Source organism: Rickettsia peacockii str. Rustic, from assembly GCF_000021525.1.
Classification (GTDB): domain Bacteria; phylum Pseudomonadota; class Alphaproteobacteria; order Rickettsiales; family Rickettsiaceae; genus Rickettsia; species Rickettsia rickettsii.
In genome coordinates this window covers 141,115-153,648 of record NC_012730.1, presented here as the reverse complement: position 1 = coordinate 153,648, position 12,534 = coordinate 141,115, and the positions used below count along the sequence as shown (strand labels likewise).

Sequence of the window (12,534 nt, the reverse complement as noted above, 5' to 3'; positions counted from 1 at the left end):
TAATTAAGAATAGACAAAAGCCGATTAATCTATTATAAGCTTAAGTTATATTGCCTTACACCCTAATAAATGAAAGAATAGTATAGACGAAGATCAACTTGGAAAAGATCAAGGAGTCTGTAAGCCGAAGAGCGGAGCGTATACTAATACGTGAGTATCCGAGGACTTACAAAGACGACGAAGCCAAATTTTCAAGTTCATCGAGTATATACGGCCACGTAGCTCAGTCGGTAGAGCAAAGGACTGAAAATCCTTGTGTCGTTGGTTCAATTCCAACCGTGGCCACCACTATTCCTTACTTTAAATCCCGTTATTTTATATCTTCAATTAAATTTCTATTGCATCTGTAAACTTATTTTTGTAATTTTAATTAACTTTAGGTTAATAAGGATAAATTATGTTTATACGTATAAAAAAATTTTTGGAATACATAAAGAATCAACACCTGAAGAATCAGATGAAATATTATATAATCAACTAATATCTTTACTAGAAAAATTAACGTGTGTAATACACGCAAAAGATGAAGATAAAAAAGAAGTTGAAAAATTAATTGATAAAATAAAAAATACTAATTTATTTAATCAATCCGATGAGGATGGTAATACAGTCTTAATTTTAGCTGCTGATGCAGGTTTAGAAGAAGGTTGTTTAAAACTTATTCCCAAGATGTCTGACGAGGCTATTAATACGATCGAGAATATACGTGGTCAGCCTGCATTAACAAAGGCTATGTGACGTGATTTAGATAATGTTTGTATAGAGCTTATTCCAAGAATGTTTGAGGAAAATATTAACTCTATTGATAAATTCGGAAGGACATTGTTAATGCTTGCATCCAAAAAAGGCATAATAGCAGTTTCTCTAGAGTTTATTAAGCTGCTGCCACCTGAGATGATTATTCGTGCTGATAATAATGGGAATATGGCTGCAAGCTACGCAGATACGGACAAAGCATTTGCCGAGGTAAAGGAATTATTGCAAGAAAAACAACAAAACTTATTAAAAAATTTAGCTTCATTTCTAAATAAAACTTTCTTATAACAATGGTTTAGATAATTTTTTTAAAATTGCATATGCTACAAAATTCTATAAAAAAGTGAAAGTAAATAAGGAACTATTAGCATCTTATTTACAAGAACAAAATAATAATCCTGAATCTATTATAATAACGATGAATAATTTTATGCAATTATTCCCATTTGCCATTGCAGGAGTATATACAACCGGAAATTCAATCGGATTCTAAACCCCCTTTTTTACATTTATCATGCTTACCAAATGAAGCAATATGTTGTATTATCTCCCACTTAGAAAATGAAAATGGGGGATAGATGTTGAGTTGTCTGGAAAAAGTAGCGCTACATAGAATTAATAAAAAGGGACAATTTTGCCTTCATCTTTAATTTTTATGATGCTTATAAATTTTGTTATACAAAAAAGTATTACTTAATATACTGTCGCTTAGTGGAGCAAATCGTCTATACTCTTCTGCTTTCAAAAATTGCTCTTTCATTTTATCAAGGATTCGCATCCTCACCTCTCAAAATAAAATTCAATTCTTGAAAGCATTTGAGTATACTTGCCTCCACCATTTAAATTCTGCTTATTTAATTACTCCCAGTTAATCAGTTAGTTAATCAGTTTTTTAAAGTAATTAATTTTAATATAACAAAAAGTAAATTTCATTACTTTTTAAAGCTCGTATGTTCAATACAAAATCATTCTTATCATAGATAAAAAATTTAACTAAGTTTAGAGATAATACAGTGCCAAGAATAATTGAACGAAATAAACCAAGCGATGCTTTTAAAAGTTGTTTATCGATTATAAGTATAATTTTCGGTATGGTAAATTGAATAAATTTCTAATTAATTTGTAGTAAGAATATTATGTGTAAAGTTTTTTAACTAAAATAAATTCTATTCTTAATTCCCTATTTATACCATTTGGATAAATTTCACGTAATAAGTCTTTGTCTTTAATAAAAAAATCTAGATATGGCTCAATAATAGCTATTTCTACTGTTTTAGTGTTCATAACGGCTTAGTTCTCATTAGTTAAACTTAAATGATTCAAGTTTGATCACCAAGAAGCTAAATACAATAAAATAATAGAGTTTAAATCACAAAAGGCTTTAATTGTAGCGGGGGAATGAATAGAACCATTAAAAAATGTAAAAAGTTCTATAGATGCTAGTGCAGAAATAGCAACAACTCTTTTAAACTCTTTAGATAGCAAAACAACAAAAAAATTGGGTATTCCACAAGTAACAAGCCTAAAACTTAATACACTAAAAACTTTATTTGATAATTATGAATATAAAAATATTCAAGAACATAAAGTACTGAAAGAAGCCTTAAGCAAATATCATGTTGCATTAAAAGCGAATAAAGAAATTAGCATTTTTATAAGCCCCAAAACTTATAGTACTCCTATTGTAAATAAAGAACCCAAAACTATTAATTTTATAAATATTTTTCTTCAACTTCAAGAGATGATCACTGCTATACATTGCAGTATAATGAATAACCATGTGGAAGTAGCAGAAAAATTATTTATAGATATATTGTCAAAAGCAAATATAGATTTAAATTTAATATATTCCCAATATGAATTTCAAATTCATAAAGCTTATACCAATACTTTATTTGAGTTAGTCAATCAGTTTATATCATGGAGTATGGAGATAAAATTATTAAAGATTTAACGCCTCATATAAGGCATTATTACAATATTACATATACGCTCTCTACCATATTAATTAATAATAATCACTTAGATGAAGCTAAAAAATTGCTTACGGCAGCACTTAGCAATATCACTATAGATGATCAAGTAAATGCCAAAGATATATAGGTTGGTGTCAGTATAACTTAGGGGTTGTTTATTATAAAACTGATCAGTTAGAACTTGCTATAAAATATTATAATAGTGCAATAGATAGGTTACCTGAAGAGGAAGAAATCATATATAATTTATGGACTCTCTATGGTTATCACTCTGATTCAAAAAATATAGAAAATTTACTAAATAAGATGCCTGAAGGTAGCCTTAAAGGTTTACTAAAATTAGATCGAGACTTAAATAATATCACCAATGAAAAATTAGAGACAATGAATTCTAAAAATTTATTACCTTACCACGTTCAAAGTTTTGCGCTTTATAAATATACTGCTAAATATAATGCTCTTTCAGATGAGAGATGAGAGAAAAATTGCACAAAAAATACGTTTAGCAAAGGATTTAAATACAATAATTTAAAAAACTGATGTCAATAATACTGATGAGTTACTTGTACTTTCGGTTGCCATTTATACAAAACAATTGGATATAGCACGTAATATATTAAATAACATTCCTAACAACGATATTGCTATTTATAAAAGTTTAAATTTATCTACTTTAGCAGCTTTTCCTGATCCAAATTCTATAATTTATAATGCACAAATACATTAAAAAAAGAAGAAATAACAGAAGTCCTTAATGCTGCCAACATCTCGCTAATGGCAGAAGATGCAAAAGAATTTGTTTCTAAAAATTCTCAAAACGTTTTACAAAATGTAGAGAAAGTTTTAGAAGATGCCCCTCAAAATGAAGAAACTTTAGAAATTGGAATAAATGCTGCTTTACTTAATAATGACATAAATAAAGCTAAGGAATATGCAAACCAATTAAGTAAGAAAAAACAAGAAGAAATTTTTACAAATGATTTTGGAGAGGTTAATGACGCAGAGGATTTAGATCAATTATTTAAGCAATATGATGCAAAAAAATTCATCAGTATTATCAGCTTTAAAAAAAACAACAGCTTCATATATTAAGTCATAAAATTACTCATTATATCACTTCATGGAATATTCCAGAGAAAGGGTATATTAAAAATACTGAAGCTACTTATATAGGTAAATATAAAGGTCAAGATTGTTATAGTATTATTGATGAAAAAATAAAGAAAGCTGTTGATTCTTTACTGCCACGCTTTGAGAAAGCTATGGAGAAAGGAATAATACATCATCCATATGGAATAAATGGAGTTAAATTTTTGAAGGAGAATGCTGTTGCAATAAAAATTAACGCCGGTAAACGTATATTAACGGATAAAATTTATGAAAACACAAGACACGAGTTATTAATAAATTTTGATTATGAGACTAACCCTAAAGAAGCTGAAGTATTTATTAACGGTCACCATTTGGAGATTTGCCCTACCGAAGGTTTATAAATTTTATCCTATCTAATTGATATTCTCTAACCTTCTTTGAACACTGAAAAGCCTCTACTTTATGCTGCGTTCGCCGTTTGATACCTTTGTAGCAATACCGAAAAATGGAGAATGGTGAGTGATAGAGGGATCGAACCTCTGACCTTTACGATGTCAACGTAACAGTTCATTTTTCTAGATATTACCCTAGCAATTTCATAAAAATAAAATGCAACACTATAGTGCTGTATCACGCCTAGTGAAAGCCTGATATTCATAGCTATATCTCTGATATGTGGAGGAATAATTTTCCTGTAGTTAACTTTGCATTACCTGTCAAATACTTATTCACATATACTAACAACTTATACTGCCAGGAGAATATATGGAGCATTAATATTATCCAACCATTATCTAATTTCAGTGATTATTCTTATATGATTTGCTATCATAGCCAAAGCATATTATAACTTTAGCTATCAATGCTCTTTAAGGTATTTATGTCAGTAAAATCTTTATTCTTTACTAGAGAAGCATTAAATAATATAAAAATCCCAACAGAAAAACAAAATATATATAGAGATACTAAAGAAAAAGGATTATTTTTAATAGTATCATACGGTGGCAGTAAGACATTTTACCTTGGTAAAAAAATTCAACAATTATACCACAAAATCAAGATAGGGCGTTTTCCAGAACTATCTATTACTGAAGCAAGAACAAGAGCATCTGAATTAAAGGGGGAGATTGCAAAAGGATATAATCCTGCCGAAGAAAGAGCCAGATTATCAAAAGAGCTTACCTTTAAGGATTTTTATGACAAATACCTTAATGAATATAGTAAAATTAATAATAAAAGATGGAAAGATTATGCCGCTTCTGTAGATAGATATGCAAAACATTTATATCCTAGAAAAATATCTACTATTCAAAAACAGATATTCAAGAGTTGTTTAATAATTTAACTAAAACTGGTAAATATGGAGCTAATAGATTTCTTGAGATATTAAGTTCTGTATTTAGCAAAGCAATAGAATGGGGATTGATTAAGGTGAATCCAGTTATTGGGATAAAGAAACATCAGGAACAATCTAGAGACCGTTATTTAACTAGAGAAGAAATACACAGTTTTTTACAGCAATAGCAGAAGAGAAAAACCAGGTAATGAAGGATTTTTTCTTAATAGCTTTGTATACATCAGTTCGTAAAGATAATTTACTTACTATGAAATGGGAGCAAGTAAGTTTTACTGACAAACAATTGTATCTTCCAGAAACTAAGCATGGTGATCCCCACCGTTTACCTTTATTAGATCAGGCAATAGAAATATTCAAAGCCAGGAAAGAGCAATCTAATAGCATTTGGGTATTTCCAAGTGAGAGTAGCAGTAGTGGTCACTGCAAGAACCAAAGAAAGCATGGAAGAGGATTTGTAAAAAAGCAGGAATAGAAAATTTAAGGATCCATGATTTAAGGAGAACAATACTAAGTTGGATGGCAATGACTGGAGCAAATCAATATGTAATAGGCCAGCTCCTAAATCATAGAGATCCAAGATCAACAGCAATTTATACTAGACTTGCCACTGATACTGCTCGAGAATATATGCAAAGAGCCATTAATGAAATGATCTCTACAGTTCAACAATAATAAACATAGTAAATTATATAGCTAGGAGGATACATATATGCCATATAAAACAATGATTGATAACTTAAAAGATAATCAAAGTTTATCTCTTAGTAATATAGGAGAAGGCGATGTTAAATCTCTAGCTCAAGCTCTAAAAGGTACTCAAATTACTAGACTTGATCTTAGTAATAATAACATAGGATGTAATGGTCTTAAGTATTTAACTCAAGTTTTGAGAGACACCCAAATTACCACACTTAATCTTACAAATAACAATATAATGGATGAAGGTGTAAAATATCTTACTGAATCTCTAAAAGAAACACAAATTACTGAACTTGATTTGAGTGAAAATAAAATTGGAAGCGATGCAGCGCAATACTTAAATAAGATGCTGAGTAATACTAAAATGAGGTCTCTTTATCTTGATATCCATTACACAGAAGATGGTGATGTTAATAAGTATATATCTCAAAGATCATATTGTGATATTAAGAATATTCATATTACTCTCCATAATAATAAAATAGGCATTAAGGGTGCTCAATATTTAAATAAAACCTTTCAAAATATTGCAATTGCTGAGCTTACACTTGATCGTCAAAACTTAGAAGCCGATGATGCTCAATATCTGGCTCAAGCTTTCAAAAATACTAAAATTAGTGAGCTTAAAATGTCTTACAATCATATTATGCAACTTAATGGTATTCAATATTTAGTTCAAGCATTGAAAGATAGTCAAATTGCCAAATTAAATGTACATGCAGAAAAAATAAGAACTACAGGTGCTCAATATTTAGCTGAATTTTTAAGAGCGGTTAAAGTTTTAGATCTTGATCTTGGTCTAAATTACATAGGAGATGAAGGTATGAAATATTTAGTACCAGTACTTAAAAATAGTGATATTATGTATATTGATCTTGCATGGAATGATATAGAAGCTGAAGGAGCTAGATATTTATCTGAAATCTTACAAAATTCTAAGATTCTTTTTATAGATTTGTGCAATAATAGTATAGGAGCTGATGGTGCTAGATATCTAGCAGATGGTTTGCCATATAGCCAAATCACTGGTATTCATCTTCATGGAAATATGATTGAATATTCAGGATATCAATATCTTATTGATGTTGTTGATAATACCAATATATCTTGGGTTAATTTACATGGTAATAATATAGAAGCAGGATTAGAAGAAGGAACCAAACTATGGCCTTATAGCATACCAAGAAATACTACTCCTGTTGAATGTAAAATACGTCATGTATTTAAAGAATTAGTATCACTAAATCCTATGAGTAATGAGTTTGAATTTATTGTACCTAGAAAAAATACATACCCTCCTGTTGATATTGCTCAATATGCTTTTTTGGTTAGAACTTTAAATGATAATCCAAATTCTAAGGTACATATTTTCGATATGATGTGTAAAAAGGATCATGGTAATGATTATGATTTTAATATAATGAACAAGATTAATGAGTTTATAGCAATAATGCCGAACAAATTTAATACATTTATTGATAGTAAATTACCGGATTTAGTAAAATCATTTGACAGTTATAACTATGTAAATCTTGTAAAGCAATTTGAAGATATGAAACTGTATGATATTGTTCAAAATCTATTATTACATAGGGTATTATATTATGTAGATGAAAACCAGGAAATTTTACATCCATATATTTACAAGATGTTAGATAAATATAGTATGCCTTTATATAATGAACAGCTTGAACCGAATAAAAAAGAAGAAATAATTGCTTATTATCAAAGTCATCAAGAAATTGATGGTGTACAGGAAATTATAGATTTGTTAGGATCAGAATCTTTTAAGTAAAATTAATAATAAACCTAATTTAAACTTACTTTATTGATAGAAAATTGAATTGGTACATTTTCATTATTTTCTATAAGGAAACGATAATATTGTTTTGCAAGATCCACAGCGTCATAACTACAGCAGGACTGAATAGCAAGTTTTAAACATTCTAGTTGTTTTAACTCTACATCATTTCTAAACATACACAACTCACCAATAATTTATTTCATTAATATTAGCAAAATTACTGCTAGTTATCAACAAATTCATGGATAGAGCTATAGATTCTATCTCCAGATATCCACAGTTTTAGATGAATTACAGTTTTTTTTATTATGGCTTAAAACTCCACTGGCAATGTAAAAATTAGGATGTTAATGTCATCACTAGAGAACTTATCTGTAATGGAAACATAATTTACTAATATGGATAATAATTGTGCTAATCAAAGATTATATTGGTCACTATCTACTTCCTTAAAATATATGGGACTGAGCTTAGATGAGTGGTTTGTTATCTTACTTGGTATAGTACCTGGGATAGTGTTACTAAATAGCGGACATGCTAAGCTTGGGGTAATATGCATTATTGGCGGTATTGTACTTTGCTATATATTTAAAAAGTTTAAGAAACTATCAGAATATTTTGTACTTAAGAGTTATTTAGTAGCTAAGAAATGGCTATATGCTCCTACTTCTTATCCTAATCTACTTGGTAAAAAGGTAGGTAAGTAATGGATCATTTATTTAAGCAAAGCTCTATTCAGCAGCTAGTTAAATATAATAAGAGCTTATTGCTTATCACATTGCTGCTTGCAGTTACAAGTCTGCTTAGAATGATGAAAACAGTTAGCACGGAAGAAAAATGGTTATTAATTCCGGCAATAGAGCCAGATCGTCGGATGATAGTATCATCCAAAAGCTATCATGAGACCTATCTTAAAGAATGGGCAGTTTTTGTAATGAAGGAATTATTTACTATTTCACCAGAAGAAGTAGAGAGGCAAATAGCAGATATGAAGGTGGTATCTAGTAATACAGAGCAGTTGGATAAGTTTTTTAAAGAACATTTAGATTTTGTTAAGGGCTCTAATATTTCATCAGTATTTTTTCCTAAAAAAGTAAAAGTCATTGAGGATGGAGTATTAATTAACGGCACATTTCGTTATTGGTTTTCCGAGAATAAGCATGTCGCAGCTGATAAAACTTATTTATTAACTTATAAGCGAGGAGCTAATCATTTGTTGTTACTTACTGGTATTAAGGAAGAAGAGGCAAATAAATAAGTAATGAAAAGTTTGAAGTCAGAATTGCAGATCTTAGTAGTTTTTGTTGGCATAATGCTTGCAAGCTTTAGTAGTAATGCTTATGGGATAAGCTATATGTTACATGCTGATTCTTTGTTAGAGCTGCAAATAGCTAAAGATGCTCCAACTAGGATTAATATCGAAGGAGAAAAGATTAATGATATCTTTATTCATCCGGAGGAAGCTGCAGAAGTAGTAGTACATGATTCAGGCTGTTTATTTATTTTGCCGCAGCAAGATCAAACTAAGCTTTACTTAACCCTAATTGGAGAAAATAGTACGATCCAAGATTTAATGCTGAATTTTACTAAAATCAAACCAACACCAATTAGACTTATTAAGTTTGATTTAGAACAAGAAGTAATAAAGTTAACTAATAACAAAGAAGAGAAGCATCATGAATGTAAAAAACAAAGATATAATAGAAAAAGAAAATAATAAACAGTATTTAAGAATAATATATCCTTTATTGCCGGTATTATTAATTTTTTGTGTAAATGTAATACTATCTGAAGTTGCTTTAGGAGAAACATTAGAAGGACAGTTAGACCGCATTGGTGGGCTCTCTACCGGTAAACTTAAAACTATCGGAATATCAGGGGCAACGATTTTATCCTCAATCTGGGCAGTAGTCAGAGGTAATTTAAGGCTTGCCAGAGCAATTGTAGCTATTGGTATTATTTTAGGATTTTATTTAGAGTGGGTCTCTGGCGGGATGAAAATCAGTTAGATAATTAAGATATTGATTAAAAGCAATGAATCAAGATTTCAATAAGCAGGAAGAATTACAAAGTAAAGTAGAGGATCATACATTATCATCTGCATTCAGCAAAAGATTATTAGGGCTTATAGAGATAATTAAAAATAGACCATTAGTGACGTTGGCTTGCATAGGCGTAATAATGGTTTTGGTGTTTTATGGATTGTCAGAAAATGAGGTCAAAACTTCCTTAGATTTACAAGAAGAGAGACAAGCAAGGGAAATATCAGGAATAGAAAAGGCCATAGATCCAAGGGCTAAATGGACTGCAGAAATATTAAATGAAGTTAAAAACATGCAGAACCATTTAGAGAAGCTAATAGAGAATAAATATTTAGAAACTAAAACTAACATTGATGATTTTAGTCAAAAGTTAGAATCATTAGAGAATCCTCGTGAAGAAACTATATTATATGATGGCAATGATTTTAACAATAATCAAAAGATAGAAGATTTATTAGATAATAACGTTGAGCAAAGCATTGCTGCTGCTCCTACTGCTCTAGTAAAAAGATTACTTGGTTATGTAAAAAGAGCTGACTTAGGAGTAAAAAAAGACGTTAAAGATTATATTACTACCGGCAGCTTTGCACGGGGGTTGCTGCTTACTGGAGTGGTGGTTGGAACTGGCACTAATAATGCAGCTTCGCCTGAGCCCATAATGATAAGGCTTGTTGATACAGCTATTTTTTCTAAAGGGTATAAAACGGAGCAAATCAAAGAAGCAATTTTAATTGGTTCTTGCACTGGGGATATTTCATCAGAGCGGGCTAAATGCCGGTTAGAAACAGTATCTTTACTAAATAGTCATGGCAAGATAATTGAAAAATCAGTAGAGGGGTGGTTAATAGGAGAGGATGGTAGACCCGGCATTAAAGGCATAGTAGTTGATAGATCATCAGATGTCGCAAGGATGGCGGTGCTTAACGGCGTACTTGGCGGGATAGCACAATTTTTTCAGAACCAGGCAACAAATAGCATATTTCCGGTGTCACCGATTACCGGGCAACAAAATGCCTTAAAAGTTCAGGATTCTCTTAAAGCTGGTGTTTATGCTGGCACCGGTAATGCTTTAGCAAAACTTGCTGATTTTGCAATTAAACGAGCAGAAAGCATGAGCCCAGTAATTGTTGTAGCTTCAGGTAGAGTAATAGATGTAGTATTCAGAAAAGGTTTTGATTTAAGAGAGGATAAAGAGGCTGCTAAAGTAGATAGATTACTACCACCAACTACTACTGATTATGCTCAAAATAGAATAAATTATAGTAATTATCAAAATTATTCTGGGAATAAAGTGACAAGTTTTACTAAGGCAAAAACTAAATTGCAAGAACGTTTTACTGCGGATAATGGAACTTATGAGATGACAGATATTGATTTGCAGTCAGAACAACAACATCTTGGTAATTTTTAATGAATAATAAAATAATTAATCTGCTTTTGTTATTAATGTTAAGCTTTAGCATTTCTGGTTGTAAATTGATGCCATATAGGAATGATTTTGATTGCCCGCTGCCCCAAGGACTAAAATGTAAATCATTATATGAAGTAAATAAAATGGCAGATCTTGATATGTTTAATCCAAATAATATGTAATAGTTGAGATTATATCTTATATTTAGTAAAATAAATTAATTATTAAATGGAGATGAAAAATGAACTTAAATCAAAAAATAATAAAGCCAAAAATAGGGTTACTAGAACTAGCTAAGAGTCTTGGTAGCATATCATCAGCATGTAAAGCGATGGGCTATAGTAGAGATAGTTATTACAGATTTAAAGCACTGTATGAAACTGGTGGCGAAGAGGCATTATATGAAATTAGTCGAAGAAAGCCAATAATAGCGAATAGAGTTGATCCAGCGATAAAGAAAGCAGTAATGGATATGGCAATAGAATATCCAGCATATGGTCAGCTAAGAGTATCAAATGAGCTTAAGAAGAGCGGTATACTTGTATCGCCTGGAGGAGTGCGATCAATTTGGTTACGTAATGATTTAAACAATATCAGTAAAAGGCTTAAAGCATTAGAAGCAAAGATGGCTCAGGATAGTATTGTTCTTACTGAATCTCAATTACAAGTGCTAGAGAAGCGTCGTAATGAAAGAGAAGCTCATGGAGAAACTGAGACGCAGCATCCAGGTTATCTAGGATGTCAGGATACGTATTATGTAGGTAATTTCAAAGGTATAGGTAAGGTTTATTCTCAGGTATTTATTGATAGCTATACTAGGGTAGCTGATGCTAAACTATATACTGATAAAACAGCTTTAACTGCTGCTGATATGCTTAATGACCGCGTGTTACCATGGTACGAGACCCAAGGGATACCAATACTTCGTATTCTTACAGATCGTGGGTCAGAATATAAGGGGAATATAGAGCATCATGCTTTTGAGTTGTTTCTAAGTATCGAAGGTATAGAGCATACTACAACTAAGGCATATTCTCCCCAAACAAATGGTATGTGTGAGCGTTTTAATAAAACCATGAAACAAGAATTCTTTGATACAGCTATGCGGAAAAAGATTTATACAGATCTTGATGATTTACAATTAGATCTTGATATTTGGTTAGAGCATTTCAATAATGAGCGACCACATTCAGGAAAATATTGTTATGGAAAAACTCCTATGCAAACTTTTAAGGATAGTAGAAAATTAGCTGTTGAAAAGAATAATGAAATCTTGTATCTTGAATACGTCTCTGACAGTCAAAATGTAACTGACAATCAGGTGCAAAATTTATAGTGTCTGTAAGATCAAATCTTGACTTCTACATAACTGAAGAAGTATTTAAAAAATTGCTAAA

General features: G+C 30.6%; 17 protein-coding genes, 1 tRNA gene and 2 pseudogenes. 19 read left to right on the top strand and 1 reads right to left on the bottom strand.

From position 1 onward, the window contains the following. Nucleotides 1-212 precede the first annotated feature (212 nt). The 4 genes from RPR_RS00915 (at nt 213) to RPR_RS08450 (ending at nt 1,249) form a co-directional block, all read left to right on the top strand. Nucleotides 213-288, top strand: a tRNA-Phe gene (locus RPR_RS00915). Then, entirely contained in the window at nt 262-738 is a 477-nt protein-coding gene (locus RPR_RS08845) for a hypothetical protein (protein WP_012736429.1), read from the top strand. The genes RPR_RS00915 and RPR_RS08845 overlap by 27 nt, the downstream gene beginning before the upstream one ends. A 39-nt stretch (nt 739-777) precedes the next feature. Then, nucleotides 778-1,044, top strand: a complete 267-nt coding sequence (locus RPR_RS00905; RefSeq protein WP_012736428.1) for a hypothetical protein — start codon at nt 778-780, stop codon at nt 1,042-1,044. Between the two features lie 55 nt (nt 1,045-1,099). Next, complete coding sequence (locus RPR_RS08450; RefSeq protein WP_187145795.1) at nt 1,100-1,249, top strand: hypothetical protein; 150 nt, start codon at nt 1,100-1,102, stop codon at nt 1,247-1,249. Between the two features lie 641 nt (nt 1,250-1,890). Here the strand turns inward: RPR_RS08450 and RPR_RS08445 are convergent. Next, entirely contained in the window at nt 1,891-2,040 is a 150-nt protein-coding gene (locus RPR_RS08445; RefSeq protein ID WP_014273092.1) for a hypothetical protein, read from the bottom strand. Between the two features lie 214 nt (nt 2,041-2,254). Between RPR_RS08445 and RPR_RS08755 the strand changes: the two genes are divergently transcribed. The 15 genes and pseudogenes from RPR_RS08755 (at nt 2,255) to RPR_RS00840 (ending at nt 12,473) form a co-directional block, all read left to right on the top strand. After that, nucleotides 2,255-2,710, top strand: coding sequence for a hypothetical protein (locus RPR_RS08755; RefSeq protein ID WP_085065591.1), 456 nt, complete (start codon nt 2,255-2,257; stop codon nt 2,708-2,710). 145 nt (nt 2,711-2,855) lie between these two features. After that, nucleotides 2,856-2,915: pseudogene (locus RPR_RS09850) on the top strand (hypothetical protein); the annotation flags it as partial. A gap of 123 nt (nt 2,916-3,038) precedes the next feature. Further along, nucleotides 3,039-3,209, top strand: a complete 171-nt coding sequence (locus tag RPR_RS08835) for a hypothetical protein (protein WP_228368867.1) — start codon at nt 3,039-3,041, stop codon at nt 3,207-3,209. A 118-nt stretch (nt 3,210-3,327) separates the two neighbouring features. Beyond that, the gene (locus RPR_RS09405; RefSeq protein ID WP_016830817.1) at nt 3,328-3,459 is read left to right on the top strand and encodes a hypothetical protein; all 132 of its coding nucleotides are present in this window, start codon (nt 3,328-3,330) and stop codon (nt 3,457-3,459) included. Nucleotides 3,460-3,506: 47 nt separating this feature from the next. Next, a complete protein-coding gene (locus RPR_RS08435) occupies nt 3,507-3,824 on the top strand; it encodes a hypothetical protein (RefSeq protein ID WP_085065590.1) in 318 nt (105 codons plus the stop codon). Between the two features lie 221 nt (nt 3,825-4,045). Further along, on the top strand, nt 4,046-4,225 hold the full coding sequence (locus RPR_RS00885) for a hypothetical protein (RefSeq protein WP_228368866.1): 180 nt from the start codon (nt 4,046-4,048) through the stop codon (nt 4,223-4,225). A 479-nt stretch (nt 4,226-4,704) separates the two neighbouring features. After that, a pseudogene (locus RPR_RS00880) lies at nt 4,705-5,853 on the top strand (tyrosine-type recombinase/integrase). A 37-nt stretch (nt 5,854-5,890) separates the two neighbouring features. Beyond that, nucleotides 5,891-7,675: a hypothetical protein gene (locus RPR_RS00875; RefSeq protein WP_012736427.1), complete on the top strand. Its 1,785-nt coding sequence runs from the start codon at nt 5,891-5,893 to the stop codon at nt 7,673-7,675. A 407-nt stretch (nt 7,676-8,082) separates the two neighbouring features. Further along, a complete protein-coding gene (locus tag RPR_RS00870; protein WP_012736426.1) occupies nt 8,083-8,391 on the top strand; it encodes a hypothetical protein in 309 nt (102 codons plus the stop codon). Next, nucleotides 8,391-8,942, top strand: coding sequence for a TraE/TraK family type IV conjugative transfer system protein (locus RPR_RS00865; RefSeq protein ID WP_012736425.1), 552 nt, complete (start codon nt 8,391-8,393; stop codon nt 8,940-8,942). The genes RPR_RS00870 and RPR_RS00865 overlap by 1 nt, the downstream gene beginning before the upstream one ends. 3 nt (nt 8,943-8,945) lie before the next feature. Beyond that, entirely contained in the window at nt 8,946-9,401 is a 456-nt protein-coding gene (locus tag RPR_RS00860; protein WP_012736424.1) for a hypothetical protein, read from the top strand. Then, the gene (locus tag RPR_RS00855) at nt 9,361-9,693 is read left to right on the top strand and encodes a hypothetical protein (RefSeq protein WP_012736423.1); all 333 of its coding nucleotides are present in this window, start codon (nt 9,361-9,363) and stop codon (nt 9,691-9,693) included. The genes RPR_RS00860 and RPR_RS00855 overlap by 41 nt, the downstream gene beginning before the upstream one ends. Nucleotides 9,694-9,718: 25 nt before the next feature. After that, a complete protein-coding gene (locus tag RPR_RS00850; protein WP_012736422.1) occupies nt 9,719-11,137 on the top strand; it encodes a TraB/VirB10 family protein in 1,419 nt (472 codons plus the stop codon). Then, entirely contained in the window at nt 11,137-11,319 is a 183-nt protein-coding gene (locus tag RPR_RS09665; RefSeq protein ID WP_085065589.1) for a conjugal transfer protein TraV, read from the top strand. Before RPR_RS00850 ends, RPR_RS09665 begins: the two co-directional genes overlap by 1 nt. A gap of 59 nt (nt 11,320-11,378) precedes the next feature. Next, nucleotides 11,379-12,473, top strand: coding sequence for an IS481-like element ISRpe1 family transposase (locus RPR_RS00840; protein WP_012736421.1), 1,095 nt, complete (start codon nt 11,379-11,381; stop codon nt 12,471-12,473). The last annotated feature ends 61 nt before the right edge of the window (nt 12,474-12,534 follow it).